The organism is Variovorax sp. FW305-3-2-15-B-LB1, from assembly GCF_058787635.1.
In genome coordinates this window covers 32673-47830 of sequence record NZ_JBYSZY010000011.1, presented here as the reverse complement: position 1 = coordinate 47830, position 15158 = coordinate 32673, and the positions used below count along the sequence as shown (strand labels likewise).

Below are 15158 nucleotides of genomic sequence, written 5' to 3'. Positions count from 1 at the left end.
TTTCACCCCCGCAAAACGGATTTGCCGATGATCAGTTGCTGGACTTCCGTCGCGCCTTCGTAGATGCGCAGCGAGCGGATGTCCCGGTACAGGCTTTCGATCTTGGTGCCGACCTTCACGCCGAGGCCACCATGCATCTGCAGCGCCATGTCGATCACGCGGCTCGCGTTCTCGGTGGCGCACATCTTGGCCATGGCCGCAGCGGCCGACACGTCGCCGACCGCCGGCGCGCCGCGGCGCTCGGCGTCGTCACGCATCCAGGCGGCGCGGTAGGTGAGCAGTGCGGCGCTGTCGATCAGCGCGGCCATCTCGCCGAGCTTGGCCTGCGTGAGCTGGAAGTCGGCCAGCGTCTGGCCGAACATGCGGCGGCCCTTGGCATGCGCGATGGCTTCGGCGAGCGCGCGGCGCCCCATGCCGAGCGCGGCCGCGGCGACCGAGGCTCGGAAGATGTCGAGCGTGCGCATCGCGAGCTTGAAGCCGCCGTTCAGCGTGCCCAGCTGCGCCGCGCGCGGCACGACGCAGTTGTCGAAGCGCAGGGTGGCCAGCGGGTGCGGCGCCATCACGTCGATGTGGGCCGAGGTGTCGAGCCCCGGCGTCGTCGCGTCGACGATGAACACCGTGATGCCACGCGTGCCGGCCGTGGGGTCGGTCTTGGCGAACACGCAGTAGAAGTCGGCGATGCCGCCGTTGCTGATCCAGGTCTTCTCGCCGTTCAGGCGCCAGCCGTCGGCGGTGGGCTCGGCGCGCATCGCCATCGCCGCCACGTCGGAGCCGGCCTCGGGTTCGCTGAGCGCGAAGGCCGCGATCTTCTTGCCCTTGCCGACGGCCGTGAGGTACTGCGACTGCTGCTCGGGCGTGCCGTCCAGCGTGATCGCACCGCTGCCCAGGCCCTGCATCGCGAACGCGAAGTCGGCCAGTGGCGAGTGGTAGCCGAGCGTTTCGCGCAGCAGCACGAGCGCGCGTGAATCGAGGCGCTCGAGCGCGCCGCCGGCACTGCCGGGCACCGCGTAGCGCAGCCAGCCGGCGTCGCCGAGACGGCGCACCCATTCGCGGCAGGCCGCGCGGTCGTCGCGCTCATCGATCTCCTGGGCGGCACACCAGGGCAGCAGGTCGTTGGCGAGCGCGCGGTGCGCGTCGTCGAAGAACGGCAGCGCGAGGTGCGCGGTCGACGGTGGGGCGGGGATCTTGGTCATCATGCGCGTCAGTCTCCGCCGAACACCGGCTTGCGCTTGGCCGCGAAGGCCTCGTAGGCACGCTTGAAGTCTTCGGTCTGCATGCAGATCGCCTGCGCCTGCGCTTCGGCCTCGATGGCCTGGTCGATGGTCATCGACCATTCCTGCGACAGCATCGTCTTGGTCATGCCGTGCGCGAAGCTCGGGCCTTCGGCCAGGTCGCGCGCGACCTTGGTGGCGGCGTCGAGCAGCGAGGCGCTGTCGTGCAGTGCGTTGAAGAAGCCCCAGGCCTGGCCTTCGTCGGCGGTCATGGCGCGGCCGGTGAACAGCAGTTCCGAGGCGCGGCCCTGGCCGATCACGCGCGGCAGCAGTGCGCAGGCGCCCATGTCGGCACCGGCCAGGCCCACGCGGGTGAAGAGGAAGGCGGTGCGCGTGGCGGGCGTGCCGTAGCGCAGGTCGCAGGCCAGCGCGATCATCGCGCCGGCACCGGCGCACACGCCGTCGATCGCGCCGACGATCGGCTGCGGGCAGTTGCGGATGGCCTTCACGAGGTCGCCCGTCATGCGCGTGAACTCGAGCAGCTCGGGCATGCGCATGCCGGTCAGCGGGCCGATGATTTCATGCACGTCGCCGCCCGAGCAGAAGTTGCCGCCGGCACCGGTGACGACGATCACCTTCACGTCGGTCGCGTAGGTCAGCGCGCGGAACAGGTCGCGCAGCTCGGCGTACGAGTCGAAGGTCAGCGGGTTCTTGCGCTCGGGGCGGTTCAGCGTGATGGTGCCGACACCGGCTTCGTAGCGCCAGGCAAAGTGCTCGGCTTTGTAGTCGGCCTTGGGTTCGAATTGCGCGCGCATGGGATTGCTTGCGCCGATGTAGTGCTTCATGCGGTCTCCGCCAATTGGCTGCTGTGGGAATGTTGCTTGACCTTGCCGAGCAGCTTGTGAAGCTGCGCGATCTCCTTGGGGTTGAGGCTCGAGAAAGCCTCGACGATCCAGTCTTCGTGCTGTTGCGCCATCTCGTTGAAGAGCTTGCGCCCGCGCGGTGTGAGGCGCACGCGCCAGGCGCGGCGGTCGCCCTCGACGTTGATGCGCTCCACCAGCCCTTCGGTCACGAGCTGGTCGGTGATGCCGGTGACGTTGCCGCCCGTGACCATCATGCGGCGCGAGAGTTCGTTCATCTTCAGGCCGTCGGGCGAGCGCTCGAGCTGCGACATGAGATCGAAGCGCGGCAGCGTGGTGGCGAACTGCGCGCGCAGTCCGTTGCGCACCTGCTTTTCCACCAGCTGCGTGCAGGTGAGCATGCGCAGCCAGAGGCGCAGCGCCTCCGGGTGCTCGCTGTGGGCGCGTGCTTCGAGGTCCATGTCAGTGGGTCTCTTCGGTGTCGGCCGCGCGGCCCGCGGCAGCGGTGGCCGCGGCGATCTGCTGCTGCTTGGCGATCTCGCGGTACATCTGGTCGCGGCCGCTCAGGTACTGCTTGGGCCAGTCGACGTCGCGGCTTTGCAGCTTGGCGGCTTCGTGCAACGTCCAGGCCGGGTCGGCCAGGTGCGGGCGCGCCACGGCGCACAGGTCGGCGCGGCCGGCCGCGATGATGCTGTTGGCCTGGTCGGCGTCGGTGATGGCGCCCACCGCGATGGTCGAGATGCCGACCTCGTTGCGGATGCGGTCGGCGAACGGCGTCTGGTACATGCGGCCGTACACGGGCTTGGCGGCGCGCGTGGTCTGGCCCGAGGACACGTCGATGAAGTCCGCGCCGGCCTCCTTGAGGAGGCGCGCGACCACCACGGCGTCGGCGTCGGTGTTGCCGCCGGGCGCCCAGTCGTGCGCCGAGATGCGCACGCTCATCGGCTTGTCGGCCGGCCACACGGCGCGCATCGCGCGGAACACTTCGAGCGGGTAGCGGCAGCGTGCTTCGATGTCGCCGCCGTACTCGTCGGTGCGCAGGTTGGTGAGCGGGCTGATGAAGGCCGACAGCAGGTAGCCGTGCGCGCAGTGCAGCTCGAGCCAGTCGAAGCCGCACTCGACCGCGCGGCGCGTGGAATCGACGAACTGGTCGCGCAGCGTGTCCATCTCGGCGCGCGTGATCGCGGCCGGCAGCTGGTTCTGTTCACCGTAGGGCAGGGCGCTCGCGCCGAGCACGGGCCAGTTGCCGCTTTCGAGTGGCTCGTCGGTGCCTTCCCAGCCCACGCGGGTCGAGCCCTTGGGGCCGCTGTGGCCGAGCTGGATCGCGATCTTGGCGCTGGACTGCGTGTGCACGAAGTCGACGATGCGCTTGAACGCGGCCTGCTGCGTGTCGTTGTACAGACCCGTGCAGGCCGGGGTGATGCGGCCTTCGGGCGTCGGGCTCGTCATCTCGACGCAGACCATCGCGGCGCCGCCGAGCGCGCGCGCGCCCAGGTGCACCAGCAGGAAGTCTTGCGGCACGCCATCGACCGCGCTGTAGGTGGCCATCGGCGAGACCACGATGCGGTTCTTGAGTTCGAGCCCGCGCACCTTCAGCGGCATCAGCATCGGCGCCACGGCCTTGCCGCCCGCCAGCCACTGCTCGTAGCCGCCGAGCCATTGCGTGTCGCGCACGCGCAGGTTCTCGTGGCTGATGCGCTGCGAGCGCGTGAGCAGCGAGTAGGCGAACTGCTCGATCTCCATGCCCGTGTAGCGCGGCACGTTCTCGAACCACTCGGTGGAGTTGCGCGCGGCGTTCTGGATCTTCAGCACCTCGACGCTGCGGCGTGCTTCATAGCCTTCGAGCACATGGTCGACGGTGCCGCCCTGCGCGAATTCGTTGGCCAGGTCGATCGCGTCCTCGAGCGCGAGCTTGGTGCCCGAGCCGATCGAGAAGTGCGCCGTGTGCGCGGCGTCGCCCATGAGCACGACGGGCACCGAGCGGCCGTCGACGTCGATGCGGTGCGTCCAGCGCTCGCACACCACGCGCGGAAAGCGGATCCAGTTGGCCGAGCCGCGCAGGTGCGTGGCGTTGCTGATGAGCGCGTGGCCGCCCAGGTACTTGGCAAACAGCTTCTCGCAGAAGGCGATGGCCTCGGGCTGTTCCATCTGGTCGAGGCCGTGGGCCTTCCACACGGCTTCGGGCGTCTCGACGATGAAGGTGGAGGTCTTGTCGTCGAACTGGTAGGCATGCGCCTGGAACCAGCCGTGCTCGGTCTCCTCGAAGGCGAAGGTGAAGGCGTCGAAGGTCTGGTGCGTGCCCAGCCACACGAAGCGGCAGTTGCGCAGGTCGATGTCGGGCTTGAACACGTCGGCATAGCGCTGGCGGATGCGGCTGTTGAGGCCGTCGCTGGCAATGACCAGGTCGGCCTTGTACTGCGCGGCAATGGCCTGGTCGTCGGTGGCGTCGGTTTCGAACACCAGCTCCACGCCGAGTTCGAGGCAGCGCTCCTGCAGGATGTTCAAGAGGCGCTTGCGGCCGATGCCGCAGAAGCCGTGGCCGCCCGAGCGCACCTGGCGGTCCTTGAAGAAGACCTGGATGTCGTCCCAGTGGTGGAACTCGTTGCCGATGAGCGCGGCAGTCGGGCCGTCGGCTTCGCGCAGGTTGCCCAGCGTCTGGTCGCTGAGCACCACGCCCCAGCCGAAGGTGTCGAAGGGGCGGTTGCGTTCGACCACGGTGATCTGCAGCGCCGGGTTGCGGGCCTTCATCAGCAGGGCGAAATACAGGCCGGCTGGACCCCCACCGATGCACAGGATGCGCTGGAGGTCCGAGGCGGGCGCGAGGCGGGGGGAGGTCAAGCTGTTCATGGTTGAATAGTTTAGGCATAAACAATCTGTTGTCAACGAGGGCTTCTCTGCAGAGGCCCTGGGCCCGCGCGGCGCGTGATGTCATGCAAATCCTTGGAAAAATCAATACCATGGACGCATGCAACACTTGATACCCAAGATCGAGTCGCAGCTGGCCTCGCTGCCCGTGCCCATCGCACTGGAGCTGCCCGACGGGCGCCGGGTCGCCCAGGCGGGTTCACGCGTGACGCTGGCTTTCAAGGAGTGGTCGGTGCTGGCCAAGCTGGCCGGCCGGCAGGTCGGGGCCATCGGCGAGGCCTACGTCGAGGGCAAGGTGCAGATCGAGGGCGCCATGCGCGACCTGATCGACGCCACCGTCGGCCTGTTGCCCGGCAACCCGGCCGAGACCGACACCACCTGGTGGAGCCGCCTGCAGCGCCGCGCCAAGTCGCGCGGCTCGCACTCGCTGCGCAAGGACGCCGCGCAGATCGAGTTCCACTACGACGTCTCCGACGATTTCTACGCGCTGTGGCTGGACCCGCGCCGCGTCTATTCATGTGCCTACTTCCGCACACCCGAGCTCACGCTGGCGCAGGCGCAGGAGGCCAAGCTCGACCACATCTGCCGCAAGCTCATGCTGCAGCCCGGCGAGCGCTACCTGGACATCGGTTCCGGCTGGGGCGCGCTGCTGCTGTGGGCGGCCGAGCACTACGGCGTGGACGCCACCGGCATCACGCTGTCGAAGAACCAGCACGCGCATGTGCAGCGGCTCATCGAAGAAAAAGGCCTGCAGGGTCGCGTGCGCGTGGAACTGCGCGACTACCGCGAGCTGCCCGACGACCAGCCCTTCGACAAGATCTCGTCGGTGGGCATGTTCGAGCACGTGGGCGCGGCCAACATGCCGACCTACTTCCACAAGATCCACACGCTGCTCAAGCCGGGCGGGCTGGTGCTCAACCACGGCATCACCTCGGGCGAGCTGAACTACCGCCAGCTCGGCGCGGGCATGGGCGACTTCATCGAGAAGTACATCTTCCCCGGCGGCGAGCTGCTGCACGTGACGCACGTGCTGCGCGAGACCGCGGCGGCCGGGCTGGAGATGGTCGACACCGAGAGCCTGCGCCCGCACTACGCGCGCACGCTGTGGGCCTGGTCGGACGCGCTCGAGGCGCAGCTCGATGCCGCGCGCGAGGTGCTGGGCCGCAGCGGCGGGCGCCAGGGCGAGAACGCCGAGCGCATCCTTCGCGCCTACCGCCTGTACCTCGCGGGCTCGGCGATGAGCTTCGAGCAGGGCTGGATCTCGCTGCACCAGATGCTGTCGACCAAGCCCGACGGCAAGGTCGAACACGGTGCCTTGCGCGGTGCGCAATCGGTGTACCCTTTTGCCCGTGACTACATCTACAAATAAGTGAGGACACCACCACCATGCTCTACCGCTTCAAATCCCGGGCCGCCCCAGACTTCGTGATGCTCGAGGTGCACGCGCGCCAGCTGCTCGACATCGTCGGCAAGCCGGCCGCGCCGCAGGGCATCATCACGGTCGAGCAGATCCCCAGCGCCATCGCTGCCCTCGAAGCCGCACTGGCGCTCGAAAGCAGCAAGCCTGCGCCGCACAACCACGACGAACACGTCGTCGAAGGCCACGACGCCGACGCCGAGAAGCAACATGTCGGCCTGCACCAGCGCGCCGCACCGCTGCTGCACATGCTCAAGGACTCACAGGCCGAGAGCAAGGATGTGACCTGGGGGACCTGAGCCCCCCGGTCCGGACGATCAGTCCACCTTCGCGCCCGAATCTTTGACGACCTTCGCCCACTTCACGTGCTCACTCGCAATGAGCTTCGTGAAGTCCGCCGGCGAATTGCCGCTCGGGATCGCGCCCTGGGCCAGCATCTTTTCCTTGATCGCCGGCGTGCCCAGCGACTTGGCCACTTCCTGCTGGATGCGGTTCACGATCTCCGGCGACGTGCCGGCCGGCGCCAGCAATCCGAACCATGAGCTCGCCTCGTAACCCTTGAGCGCGGGGCCGCCGGCTTCTGCCACCGTCGGCACATCGGGCAGCGCGGGCGAGCGCTGGGCGCTGGTCACGGCCAGCGGCGTGAGCTTGCCGCCCTTGATCTGCGCCATCGACGAAGGCAGGTTGTCGAACATCAGGTCGGCGCTGCCGCCCACCAGGTCGAGCAGCGCCGGGCCCGAGCCCCGGTACGGGATGTGCGTCATGAAGGTGCCCGTCATGCTCTTGAACAGCTCGCCCGCCAGGTGGATCGACGTGCCACTGCCGCTCGAGGCCATGTTGAGCTTGCCTGGGTTGGCCTTGGCGTACTTGAGGAAATCCTGCACGTTGCGGATGTTCAGCGACTTGGCTTTCTCGGCGTTCATCTCCATCACGTTCGGCACCGCGGCCACCAGGGTGATCGGCACGAAGTCCTTGATCGGGTCGAAGGGCAGCTTGGGGTACAGCGCGCGGTTGATGCCGTGCGTGCCCACCGTGCCCATCAGCAGCGTGTAGCCGTCGTTGGCCGAGCGCGCGACGATCTCGGCGCCCACGTTGCCGCCGGCGCCCGCGCGGTTGTCCACGATGAACTGCTGGCCGAAGGCCTTCGAGAGCTCGGGCGCCATCGCGCGCGCCAGGATGTCGGTGGTGCCGCCGGCCGCGAAGGGCACGACGATGCGCACCGGCTTGGTCGGCCAGGTGGCCTGCGCGTGCGCCGCGCCGCCCAGCAGCGTGAGGGTGGCCGCCGCCGTGGCGACGAGCGCGAAGCGGCGGGTGGAGGACGTGACGGAAGAAGAAGAGCGGGAGATGGAAGTCATGCGCGCCTTTGTACAGGGGGGCGCCAAAGGCGTCGCGAGTAAAAACCCCGGCCTTCGATGGACATCGCCGCTCAGCCCACCTGCATCCGCTGCGCGAAGCGCGCCTCGCGAAAGCGCGCCAGCACGAAGTCGACGAACACCCGCGTCTTGGGCGGCAGCAGCTTCTTGCTCGGGTAGTAGATCCACACGGCGCCCGAATCCTGGTACCACCCGGGCAGCAGCCGCACCAGCGCGCCGCTGCGCAGGCCGCGTTCCACGAAGGGCATCGGCAGCATCGCCACGCCGAGCCCCAGCAGCGCCGCCTGCGCGATCGCCTCGGGGTCGTTGAAGATCGCGCGCGGGCGCGCCGGCAGGTCGACCATGGTTTCCTCGCCGTTCGCGTGCCGCAGCGTCCAGGGCCGCAGCCGGCCCGTGGGCGAGGAGCGGCGCAGCAGCACGTCGAAGCGCGCCAGCTCGGACGGGTGCGCGGGCAGCGCGCGCCCCGCCAGGTAGGCCGGCGCCGCCACCGCGACCACGTGGATGCGTGCCAGCTCGCGCGCCACCACGCCGGGCGACAGCGCGATGCCGCCGCCGATGGCCGCGTCGAAGCCCTCGCCGACCAGGTCGACCTGCTGGTTGTCGAAATGCCAGTCGGGCACGATGCCCGGGTAGCGCGCCAGGAAGTCGCCCATGAACGGCAGCACATGCTCGCGCCCGAAGGCTTGGCCCATGCTCACCTTCAGCGTGCCCGAGGGCTGGCCGTCGTCCTGCGCGAGGCCGGCCACCGCGTCCTGCAGCGTGGCCAGCGCGCCGCCGACCTGCGCCAGGAAGCGCTCGCCGGCCTCGGTCAGCGTGAGCCGGCGCGTGCTGCGCTGGAACAGCCGCACGCCCAGCCGCGCCTCGAGCCGCGCCACGTTCTTGCTGACCGCCGCGGGCGTGAGCCCCAGGCGCCGCGCGGCCGCCGAGAAGCTGCCGCCCTCGGCGCTTTGCACGAAGGATTCGAGGTGATTGAGCGGTTCCATGCCGCCATTCTGGCGTTCATCTTCAACTTTGGGTTGAATCTGATCGGGCCGATTGATGGCTACCACGAAGGGAATGGAATTCCGACACTGAAGGCCTTCCTCCTCCAACTGATCGGAAAAATCATGGCTTCCACCTCTGTTTCCTCCTCCTCTTCCCCCGTCCTGGCCGGCAAGGTCGCCTTCGTCACCGGCGGCTCGCGCGGCATCGGCGCCGCCATCGTGCGCCGGCTGGCGCGCGACGGCGCGGCCGTGGCCTTCACCTACGTCAGCGCGCAGGCCGAGGCCGACAAGCTCGCTGGCGAGATCCAGGCCGCCGGCGGTCGCGCGCTGGCCATCCGTGCCGACGCCGGTGACGCCGCCGCGCTGACGGCCGCCATCGCCCAGGGCGCACGTGCCTTCGAGCGGCTCGACATCCTGGTGAACAACGCCGGCGTGTACCTCGGCGGCGAGCTCGACACCTTCTCGCTCGAAGACTTCGATCGCACCATCGACGTCAACGTGCGCGCCACCTTCGTGGCCGTCCAGGCCGCTGCGCGCCACATGGGCGACGGCACGGGCCGCATCGTCAACATCGGCAGCATCAACGCCGAGCGCGTGCTGGACGCGGGCGCCAGCGTCTACGCGATGAGCAAGGCCGCCATCGTCGGCCTCACGCGCGGCCTGGCGCGCGACCTCGGCGCGCGCGGCATCACGGTGAACAACGTGCAGCCCGGCCCCATCGACACCGCCATGAACCCCGCCACCGGCCCGCGCGCCGCCTCGATGCACGACGTGATGGTGTTGCCGCGCCACGGCCGCGCCGAAGAAATCGCCGGCATGGTCGCCTACCTCGTGGGCCCGGACGGCGGCTTCGTCACCGGCGCCAACCTGAGCGTGGACGGCGGCTACACCGTCTGATCGGCCGCGCCGGGGTCGGGCGCGCGCTCCACCGCGCGGATCAGCGTGTCGAGCGTGTCGCTCAGGCGGGCCAGCTCGCCCGCATCGACGCCCGCGAACAGCTCGGCCTCGCGCTGCCGGCCCAGCGCGCCGACGGTGGCGTGCAGCGCCTTGCCGGCGGCCGTGAGGTACAGGCGGCTGCAGCGCTGGTCGGTCGGGTCGCTGCGGCGCTGCACGCGCTGGTGGCGCTTCAGGCCCGCCAGCGCGCGGCTCACGGCCATCTTGTCCAGGCCGGTGAGGTCGGCGACCTGCGTGGCGCTGAGCCCCGGCTGCGCGGCCAGCACGGCCATTGCGCGCCACTCGTTCAGCGTGAGCTGGTGCTCGCGCCCCACGCGCTCATGGAACGGCCGCGCCGTGAGGTTGACGACCCGCACCAGCTTGAAGAAGAGCGGGTCCATGGCCGTTCGTGCTTTTGTGGTTCAGCCGGCCAGCTTCTTCGCCGCCGCCACGATCGCGTCCACGCCGACGCGCGACTGCGCCTCCAGCACCGGCGCGTAGCCGACCGGAATGCGCGGCGCGCCCAGCCGCGCGACGCGGCAGCCCGTGGCCTCGGCCGCGCTCGCGGCGATCTCGGCACCGAAACCCGCGGCCTGCACCGCCTCGTGCACCACCAGCAGCCGCCCCGTGCGCGCGCACGACGACAGCACCGTCTCGCGGTCCCAGGGCCACAGCGTGCGCAGGTCGATCAGGTCGACCGCGATGCCCTCGGCCGCCAGCGCGTCGCAGGCCGCGGCGCAAGGCTGCATCTGCTTGCTCCAGCTCACGAGCGTGAGCGCGTTGCCCTCGCGCACGCGCGCCGCCTTGCCCAGCGGCACGGCCAGCGTGTCGTCCACCTCGCCGCGCAGGCCCCACAGCGTCTTGTGCTCGATGTAGACCACCGGGTCGCCGCACTGCAGCGCCGCGCGCAGCAGGCCGTGGTTGTCCTGCGGTGTCGACGGGCTCACCACCACCACGCCCGGCAGGTGCGCGAACCAGGCCTCGAGCGACTGCGAATGCTGCGCGGCCGAGGCGTCCCAGATGCCGCCCGGCATCCGCGCCACCAGCGGCACGCGGCCCTGGCCGCCGAACATGAAGCGGTTCTTCGCGGCCTGGTTCACCAGCTCGTCCATGCCGCACAGCGCGAAGTCGACCACGCGCATCTCGACCACGGGGCGCAGCCCCGCGAGCGCCATGCCCACGCCGGCGCCCATGATCGCGGCCTCGCTGATCGGCGTGTCGATCACGCGCTCGGTGCCGTACTGCTGCTGCAGCCCCTTGTACTGGCCGAAGATGCCGCCGCGGCCCACGTCCTCGCCGAGCACGACCACGCGCGGGTCGGCGTCCATCTCCTGCTGCAGCGCGCGCACGGCGGCTTCGGAATAACTCAGCGTCGTCACAGCCATTGACCTGCTCCCGTGGTCTGCACGTCGGTGAAGGCGGCGCTCGCCTCGGGCCAGGGCGCCGCGTCGGCCACGGTGAGGGCCGTGTCCACTTCGTCGCGCGCGGTGTTCTCGATGGCGTCCAGCGTCGCGGCGGCCACGCCGGTGTCCAGCAGGTGGCCGCGGGCGCGCGCGATCGGGTCGGTCTCCAGCGCGGCCGCCAGCTCGGCCGGATCGCGGTAGGCCGCGAGATCGACCGACACATGGCCCTTCACGCGGTAGGTGAGCGCATGCAGCAGGCGCGGCCCCGCGCCGCTGCGCACCTCGGCCACCAGCCGCGCGGCGGCGGCATGCACCGCGAACACATCGTTGCCGTCGACCTGCGTGGCCGCGATGTCCATCGACGCGGCGCGCGCCGAGGCGCCGTCGCCGGCCGTCATCGGGCCGCTCGCGGTCGTGGCGCTCCAGCGGTTGTCCTCGCAGACGAAGAGCACGGGCAGGTCGTACACGCGGGCCCAGTTCAGCGCTTCGAGGAACGGGCCGCGGTTGATCGCGCCATCGCCGAAGAAGCAGACCGTGATGTCGTCGCTGCGCTTCAGGAGTTTTTGCGCATGCGCCGCGCCCACGGCGATCGGCAAGCCCGCCGCGACCACGCCGTTGGCGCCGAGCATGCCCACCGAGAAATCCGCGATGTGCATCGAGCCGCCCTTGCCGCCGTTGAAGCCCGTGGCCTTGCCGAACAGCTCGCACATCATCCGCGTGAGGTCCGCGCCCTTGGCCAGCGTGTGGCCGTGGCCGCGGTGCGTGGAGGTGAGGTAGTCGCTCGCGCGCAGGTGGGCGCACACGCCCGCTGGCACCGCTTCCTGCCCGGTCGACAGGTGCAGCGGCCCGCGCACCTTGGCGGCGCCGCCCGCCTGCTGGCCGTAGGCGCTGACCCCGCCCTGGCTGGCGGCTTCGGCGGCGTTCTCGAAGGCGCGGATGCGCACCATGACGCGGTACAGCGCCTCGCCGGCGCCTGGGGGGTTGCTCGGGTCCATCTTGTCTCCAACGCCCTGGGGGTCGGCGCTTTGAGAAAAATCGTATCAACCGAGACGGATTCGACCTACCGGGCTAACCCTTCGACCCCCGCCCGGCCCCTTTTTCGGGCGCGGGCTTCCTGCTCTCTTCTCTATTTATTCTTCTTATTTAAGTTAGTAGTAGTAGATAAGGGTAAACCCGCCCTGTGGACAGGGCACTTTTTCCCTTGCCTGACAACAACTTGTCACACCCCAGACACTGTGTGCTCCTGTGCTTTCGCGGTGCTATCAAAACAGGAACAACTTGGGCGGGGTCGCTCCCGCTGTGGATAACAGGGGGCTTGTCCGGAAACTGTCCCCAGAGTTTTCCTGTGAGGAGGCCGGGCCCTGCCGCCCGGCCTCCGGGTCAGAGCGAAATGTCCGCGACGATGCGTGAGACCTGGCGTTCCACGAGGCTGTGTTCCGCGGCCAGCGCGCGGATGGACTTGCCCGTGCTGTAGTCCGTGCGGATCTGTTCGTTGCGGATGGCGTCGAGGGCCCGTTGGGCCTTGGGCAGCACGAAGCGAAGCCCCGTGCCGTCGACGGCGTACTCGGCGCTGAGGGCGCGCAGGTTGTCGAAGCCGATCAGCGCGGCGAACGGATGGTCGGGGGCCGGGTTCGCCGGAATGTAGATCCGCAGGCCGCCGTAGCGCGCGACGAAGGACATGGTGGCCGACAACCCGATCAGGCGGGCGAACTCCCGCAACCGGGGCGGCAGCAGGTCGCGCGCCGGCGCGGCCCTGCGCGGCCACGGCGCGATCGTGTGCGTTGGAAACGGCACGGTGCTGACGAACTCGGGAGGGCTCATGGGATGGGGCTCCGTTTCAGATGTCGGTGGGACCGATCTGCACCTTGGCGGGCGGGCGCTCCCGCATCGCCGAAGGCTCGATCAGGCCCGCGGCTTCGAGCTGCGGCCGGCACGCGTCGCAGGCGATCTCGTGCAGGCTGGCGCCGGGCGCCATGCACCAGGCGCAGAAAGAGGGCTCGGTGATGCGCATGCTCATACGGCGGCCACGTCCAGGTTGATCGGCGTGTACTCGCCGGTGACGTCGTTGCGCTCGTAGAAGCGGATGTAGGGCTTGGTGCTGGCGATGCGCATGCTGTCGCCGATCGCCCTCATCGCCTGCTGCCACTTCGCGTCGGCGATGTCGTGCCGGCGCAGGCCGAGTACGCGGGCGGTGCTGATCTTGCCCTGCTGGTCGACGTGGAATGCATCGTTCACCAGCACCTTGATGTTGGCGTTGCTGCCCTTGCTCCAGCTCTGGATGCACTCGTCGATGAGCGCCTTGGCCGCCTGCAGCCGTTCGTCGAAGACGACGGTGTCCTGCATCCGGCGTTCCACCTTGTGCTTGCCGTCGAAGCTCACGAGCGTGACGTTGCCCTTGCGGCCGCCCTGCTTCACGTCGTAGGCCGCCAGGCTGCGCTCAATGAACGCGTGCACCGCGTTCATGGCGGCCACCTTGAAACCGATCAGCGCCGCGCTCTGCTGGCGGGCCTGCTCGCAGAGTTCGCTGACGACGGCATGGCGGTCCTTGTCGATGGGCTTGATCTTCGACACCGGGATCAGCGCGTCGTTGGCGTCTTTCCAGTAACCCGGGTGGTGTGCGATGGCTTCTTGCATGGAATGTCCTCTCAGGAGTTGGCGTTGTTCTTTGGGGTGTCGTTGTCGGAAAGGGCGAGCTGCCCGAGCAGGGCCGCCAGCGACACCTGGCGCAGCCGGCTTTCGATGCGCAGGCCGGAGACAGCGCGGCTGCGCAGGTAGCGGCAGGTCTCGTCGAGCTCGGCCGCCGTGGCGGCCATGAAGTAGCCGGTGTCAGGCTTGCCGCAGATGTGCTCGCCCTGCAGCCGCAGCGCGGCGACGTGTTCGCGCGCGCGGCGTTCCTGGGCGGGCGCCGGTGTCGAGCGGCCGGTGATGCGGGCGACGAGATCGCGCACGTGCAGGCCGTGCGCGCGCCCGACGCAGGTCCGCAGTTCGGCCAGCACCTGGGCGGCGGTGAGGGTCGGGTCGGTGCTGCTCATTGCGCGGACCCCCAGTAGCCGAACCGCGTGCCGAGCAGCAGGCTCGGCACCCGCGTGAAGTCGAGCGCGCCCGGCCGCACCACGGGGCTGTGCACGGGCATGTAGACGCTGGTGTCGAGCCGCGTCACGCGGCGCGCCGAGGCCATGCGCTCGGCCACGGGCCCGGGGCCGCATCGCCAGCGCCGCCGGCCGCCGACCGTCACGGCGTGGACGTGGCCGCCGTCCGCCAGCCGCGCCAGTTGCCGGCGAAGCGCCGGGCTGCCCGGCTCGGGCCGGTAGCCCGCGAGGTGGTGCGCCAGCATGCGGTCGAGTTCCCCGGCCGATGCCGTGCCGTGCGCTTCGAGGTGCGCTGCAACGGCCCGTGCGAGTCGCTGCTCCCATGCGCGATCCGTGCGATCTGCCTGATCCGTGGTGTCGTTCATGCGGGGTGTCCTTCCCTTGCCGTGCGTTGCGGCGGCGTGGCGCCCACGTCGCGCTGAAGCACGTAGCGTTTCAACCCGTCGACGCGGCGCGCGCCGATGCGCACGTCCTTCGGGCGCTGCCGCGACCAGGACAGCATCAGTGCGCCGGCCTGGCGCCGGGTCTCGGCCACGTCGTCGTCCGCATCGCCCAGCAGGCTCGCGGCTTCGTCGGCGGTCAGTGCGCGGCGGATGCGCAGCAGGCGCCACAGGCGTTCGGCGAAAGGGGCGCCGTCGCCCGCCATCGACTCGGCCGGGGTGTCGTCGGGCGGCGGTGGCGGCGCGGCCGCTTCGGCCTGCGCGTTCGCGATGCGCTGCTCGGCGAGTGCCAGCAAGGCCTTGGCGACGAACCATTCGGAGGAAGAGGCGGTGTCCTGCATCACGCACCTCCTGCCAGTCGTTCGAAGCGCATCGCGCCGTCGAACGCGGTCTTTTTCTCGGTCTTGACGAAGCCTTTTCTCACAGTACATTTCTCCTCGCTCGTGGCACTGCTCAGTTCACTGGCACGCCCGGTGAAGGCTGCAACCTTCATCGGGCACTCTTGAAATCACGCGTTTCTTCTTCCTCCTCCGCACACGCCAGACCCTGGCGAGCCAAGCCGGGCAACCCGGCCAGGTCCCGTG

General features: G+C 69.6%; 19 protein-coding genes. 3 read left to right on the top strand and 16 right to left on the bottom strand.

Annotated elements, in window-relative coordinates; translation table 11 throughout:
* Positions 1 to 2: 2 nt before the first annotated feature.
* The 4 genes from AC3WQR_RS09500 to AC3WQR_RS09485 are packed head-to-tail and all read right to left on the bottom strand — an operon-like array spanning position 3 to position 4918.
* Entirely contained in the window at positions 3 to 1196 is a 1194-nt protein-coding gene (locus AC3WQR_RS09500; protein WP_492741845.1) for an acyl-CoA dehydrogenase family protein, read from the bottom strand.
* A gap of 5 nt (positions 1197 to 1201) precedes the next feature.
* Positions 1202 to 2056, bottom strand: a complete 855-nt coding sequence (locus tag AC3WQR_RS09495) for an enoyl-CoA hydratase family protein (protein ID WP_354347742.1) — start codon at positions 2054 to 2056, stop codon at positions 1202 to 1204.
* Positions 2053 to 2532, bottom strand: coding sequence for a MarR family winged helix-turn-helix transcriptional regulator (locus AC3WQR_RS09490; RefSeq protein ID WP_101491458.1), 480 nt, complete (start codon positions 2530 to 2532; stop codon positions 2053 to 2055). Before AC3WQR_RS09490 ends, AC3WQR_RS09495 begins: the two co-directional genes overlap by 4 nt.
* Before the next feature lies 1 nt (position 2533).
* Positions 2534 to 4918: a bifunctional salicylyl-CoA 5-hydroxylase/oxidoreductase gene (locus tag AC3WQR_RS09485; protein WP_492741844.1), complete on the bottom strand. Its 2385-nt coding sequence runs from the start codon at positions 4916 to 4918 to the stop codon at positions 2534 to 2536.
* A 118-nt stretch (positions 4919 to 5036) separates the two neighbouring features.
* On the opposite strand from AC3WQR_RS09485, the gene AC3WQR_RS09480 reads away from it, so the two are divergent.
* Complete coding sequence (locus AC3WQR_RS09480) at positions 5037 to 6305, top strand: class I SAM-dependent methyltransferase (RefSeq protein WP_062474832.1); 1269 nt, start codon at positions 5037 to 5039, stop codon at positions 6303 to 6305.
* 17 nt (positions 6306 to 6322) lie between these two features.
* The gene (locus tag AC3WQR_RS09475; RefSeq protein ID WP_062474835.1) at positions 6323 to 6652 is read left to right on the top strand and encodes a DUF1840 domain-containing protein; all 330 of its coding nucleotides are present in this window, start codon (positions 6323 to 6325) and stop codon (positions 6650 to 6652) included.
* Positions 6653 to 6670: 18 nt separating this feature from the next.
* On the opposite strand, the gene AC3WQR_RS09470 is transcribed toward AC3WQR_RS09475, so the two are convergent.
* Positions 6671 to 7708: a Bug family tripartite tricarboxylate transporter substrate binding protein gene (locus tag AC3WQR_RS09470; RefSeq protein WP_492741843.1), complete on the bottom strand. Its 1038-nt coding sequence runs from the start codon at positions 7706 to 7708 to the stop codon at positions 6671 to 6673.
* 71 nt (positions 7709 to 7779) lie between these two features.
* A complete protein-coding gene (locus tag AC3WQR_RS09465; protein ID WP_492741842.1) occupies positions 7780 to 8709 on the bottom strand; it encodes a LysR family transcriptional regulator in 930 nt (309 codons plus the stop codon).
* A 123-nt stretch (positions 8710 to 8832) separates the two neighbouring features.
* Here AC3WQR_RS09465 and AC3WQR_RS09460 point away from each other — a divergent pair, with 123 nt between their 5' ends.
* Entirely contained in the window at positions 8833 to 9606 is a 774-nt protein-coding gene (locus AC3WQR_RS09460; RefSeq protein ID WP_095950399.1) for an SDR family oxidoreductase, read from the top strand.
* Here AC3WQR_RS09460 and AC3WQR_RS09455 read toward each other — a convergent pair.
* The 10 genes from AC3WQR_RS09455 to AC3WQR_RS09410 all read right to left on the bottom strand — a co-directional run bounded on the left by AC3WQR_RS09455 (position 9594) and on the right by AC3WQR_RS09410 (position 15067).
* Positions 9594 to 10043: a MarR family winged helix-turn-helix transcriptional regulator gene (locus AC3WQR_RS09455; RefSeq protein WP_492683425.1), complete on the bottom strand. Its 450-nt coding sequence runs from the start codon at positions 10041 to 10043 to the stop codon at positions 9594 to 9596. The two genes, AC3WQR_RS09460 and AC3WQR_RS09455, sit on opposite strands and share 13 nt — an antisense overlap.
* Before the next feature lie 21 nt (positions 10044 to 10064).
* Positions 10065 to 11027 carry an alpha-ketoacid dehydrogenase subunit beta gene (locus AC3WQR_RS09450; protein WP_492741841.1) on the bottom strand — a complete coding sequence of 321 codons (963 nt, stop codon included), beginning with the start codon at positions 11025 to 11027 and terminating at the stop codon, positions 10065 to 10067.
* Complete coding sequence (locus AC3WQR_RS09445) at positions 11018 to 12040, bottom strand: thiamine pyrophosphate-dependent dehydrogenase E1 component subunit alpha (protein ID WP_492741840.1); 1023 nt, start codon at positions 12038 to 12040, stop codon at positions 11018 to 11020. The genes AC3WQR_RS09450 and AC3WQR_RS09445 overlap by 10 nt, the downstream gene beginning before the upstream one ends.
* Before the next feature lie 385 nt (positions 12041 to 12425).
* Positions 12426 to 12866 carry a Mor transcription activator family protein gene (locus tag AC3WQR_RS09440; RefSeq protein ID WP_492741839.1) on the bottom strand — a complete coding sequence of 147 codons (441 nt, stop codon included), beginning with the start codon at positions 12864 to 12866 and terminating at the stop codon, positions 12426 to 12428.
* Between the two features lie 16 nt (positions 12867 to 12882).
* Positions 12883 to 13062, bottom strand: coding sequence for a hypothetical protein (locus tag AC3WQR_RS09435; protein WP_492741838.1), 180 nt, complete (start codon positions 13060 to 13062; stop codon positions 12883 to 12885).
* Entirely contained in the window at positions 13059 to 13679 is a 621-nt protein-coding gene (locus AC3WQR_RS09430) for a DUF3164 family protein (RefSeq protein WP_095950404.1), read from the bottom strand. Before AC3WQR_RS09430 ends, AC3WQR_RS09435 begins: the two co-directional genes overlap by 4 nt.
* An 11-nt stretch (positions 13680 to 13690) precedes the next feature.
* On the bottom strand, positions 13691 to 14077 hold the full coding sequence (locus tag AC3WQR_RS09425) for a hypothetical protein (protein WP_159274835.1): 387 nt from the start codon (positions 14075 to 14077) through the stop codon (positions 13691 to 13693).
* Positions 14074 to 14499, bottom strand: coding sequence for a hypothetical protein (locus tag AC3WQR_RS09420; protein ID WP_139700593.1), 426 nt, complete (start codon positions 14497 to 14499; stop codon positions 14074 to 14076). The genes AC3WQR_RS09425 and AC3WQR_RS09420 overlap by 4 nt, the downstream gene beginning before the upstream one ends.
* Positions 14496 to 14915 (bottom strand): hypothetical protein, encoded by a 420-nt coding sequence (locus tag AC3WQR_RS09415; protein WP_492741837.1) that lies wholly within the window; start codon positions 14913 to 14915, stop codon positions 14496 to 14498. Before AC3WQR_RS09415 ends, AC3WQR_RS09420 begins: the two co-directional genes overlap by 4 nt.
* Positions 14915 to 15067, bottom strand: coding sequence for a hypothetical protein (locus tag AC3WQR_RS09410; protein WP_185993763.1), 153 nt, complete (start codon positions 15065 to 15067; stop codon positions 14915 to 14917). Before AC3WQR_RS09410 ends, AC3WQR_RS09415 begins: the two co-directional genes overlap by 1 nt.
* Between the last annotated feature and the right edge of the window lie 91 nt (positions 15068 to 15158).

Excerpts from the sequence above, each read along its gene's own strand:
- AC3WQR_RS09500 (WP_492741845.1), bottom strand. The coding sequence starts at position 1,196 with ATGATGACCAAGATCCCCGCCCCACCGTCGACCGCGCACCTCGCGCTG.
- AC3WQR_RS09495 (WP_354347742.1), bottom strand. The coding sequence starts at position 2,056 with ATGAAGCACTACATCGGCGCAAGCAATCCCATGCGCGCGCAATTCGAA.
- AC3WQR_RS09490 (WP_101491458.1), bottom strand. The coding sequence starts at position 2,532 with ATGGACCTCGAAGCACGCGCCCACAGCGAGCACCCGGAGGCGCTGCGC.
- AC3WQR_RS09485 (WP_492741844.1), bottom strand. The coding sequence starts at position 4,918 with ATGAACAGCTTGACCTCCCCCCGCCTCGCGCCCGCCTCGGACCTCCAG.
- AC3WQR_RS09480 (WP_062474832.1), top strand. The coding sequence starts at position 5,037 with ATGCAACACTTGATACCCAAGATCGAGTCGCAGCTGGCCTCGCTGCCC.
- AC3WQR_RS09475 (WP_062474835.1), top strand. The coding sequence starts at position 6,323 with ATGCTCTACCGCTTCAAATCCCGGGCCGCCCCAGACTTCGTGATGCTC.
- AC3WQR_RS09470 (WP_492741843.1), bottom strand. The coding sequence starts at position 7,708 with ATGACTTCCATCTCCCGCTCTTCTTCTTCCGTCACGTCCTCCACCCGC.
- AC3WQR_RS09465 (WP_492741842.1), bottom strand. The coding sequence starts at position 8,709 with ATGGAACCGCTCAATCACCTCGAATCCTTCGTGCAAAGCGCCGAGGGC.
- AC3WQR_RS09460 (WP_095950399.1), top strand. The coding sequence starts at position 8,833 with ATGGCTTCCACCTCTGTTTCCTCCTCCTCTTCCCCCGTCCTGGCCGGC.
- AC3WQR_RS09455 (WP_492683425.1), bottom strand. The coding sequence starts at position 10,043 with ATGGACCCGCTCTTCTTCAAGCTGGTGCGGGTCGTCAACCTCACGGCG.
- AC3WQR_RS09450 (WP_492741841.1), bottom strand. The coding sequence starts at position 11,027 with ATGGCTGTGACGACGCTGAGTTATTCCGAAGCCGCCGTGCGCGCGCTG.
- AC3WQR_RS09445 (WP_492741840.1), bottom strand. The coding sequence starts at position 12,040 with ATGGACCCGAGCAACCCCCCAGGCGCCGGCGAGGCGCTGTACCGCGTC.
- AC3WQR_RS09440 (WP_492741839.1), bottom strand. The coding sequence starts at position 12,866 with ATGAGCCCTCCCGAGTTCGTCAGCACCGTGCCGTTTCCAACGCACACG.
- AC3WQR_RS09435 (WP_492741838.1), bottom strand. The coding sequence starts at position 13,062 with ATGAGCATGCGCATCACCGAGCCCTCTTTCTGCGCCTGGTGCATGGCG.
- AC3WQR_RS09430 (WP_095950404.1), bottom strand. The coding sequence starts at position 13,679 with ATGCAAGAAGCCATCGCACACCACCCGGGTTACTGGAAAGACGCCAAC.
- AC3WQR_RS09425 (WP_159274835.1), bottom strand. The coding sequence starts at position 14,077 with ATGAGCAGCACCGACCCGACCCTCACCGCCGCCCAGGTGCTGGCCGAA.
- AC3WQR_RS09420 (WP_139700593.1), bottom strand. The coding sequence starts at position 14,499 with ATGAACGACACCACGGATCAGGCAGATCGCACGGATCGCGCATGGGAG.
- AC3WQR_RS09415 (WP_492741837.1), bottom strand. The coding sequence starts at position 14,915 with ATGCAGGACACCGCCTCTTCCTCCGAATGGTTCGTCGCCAAGGCCTTG.
- AC3WQR_RS09410 (WP_185993763.1), bottom strand. The coding sequence starts at position 15,067 with ATGAAGGTTGCAGCCTTCACCGGGCGTGCCAGTGAACTGAGCAGTGCC.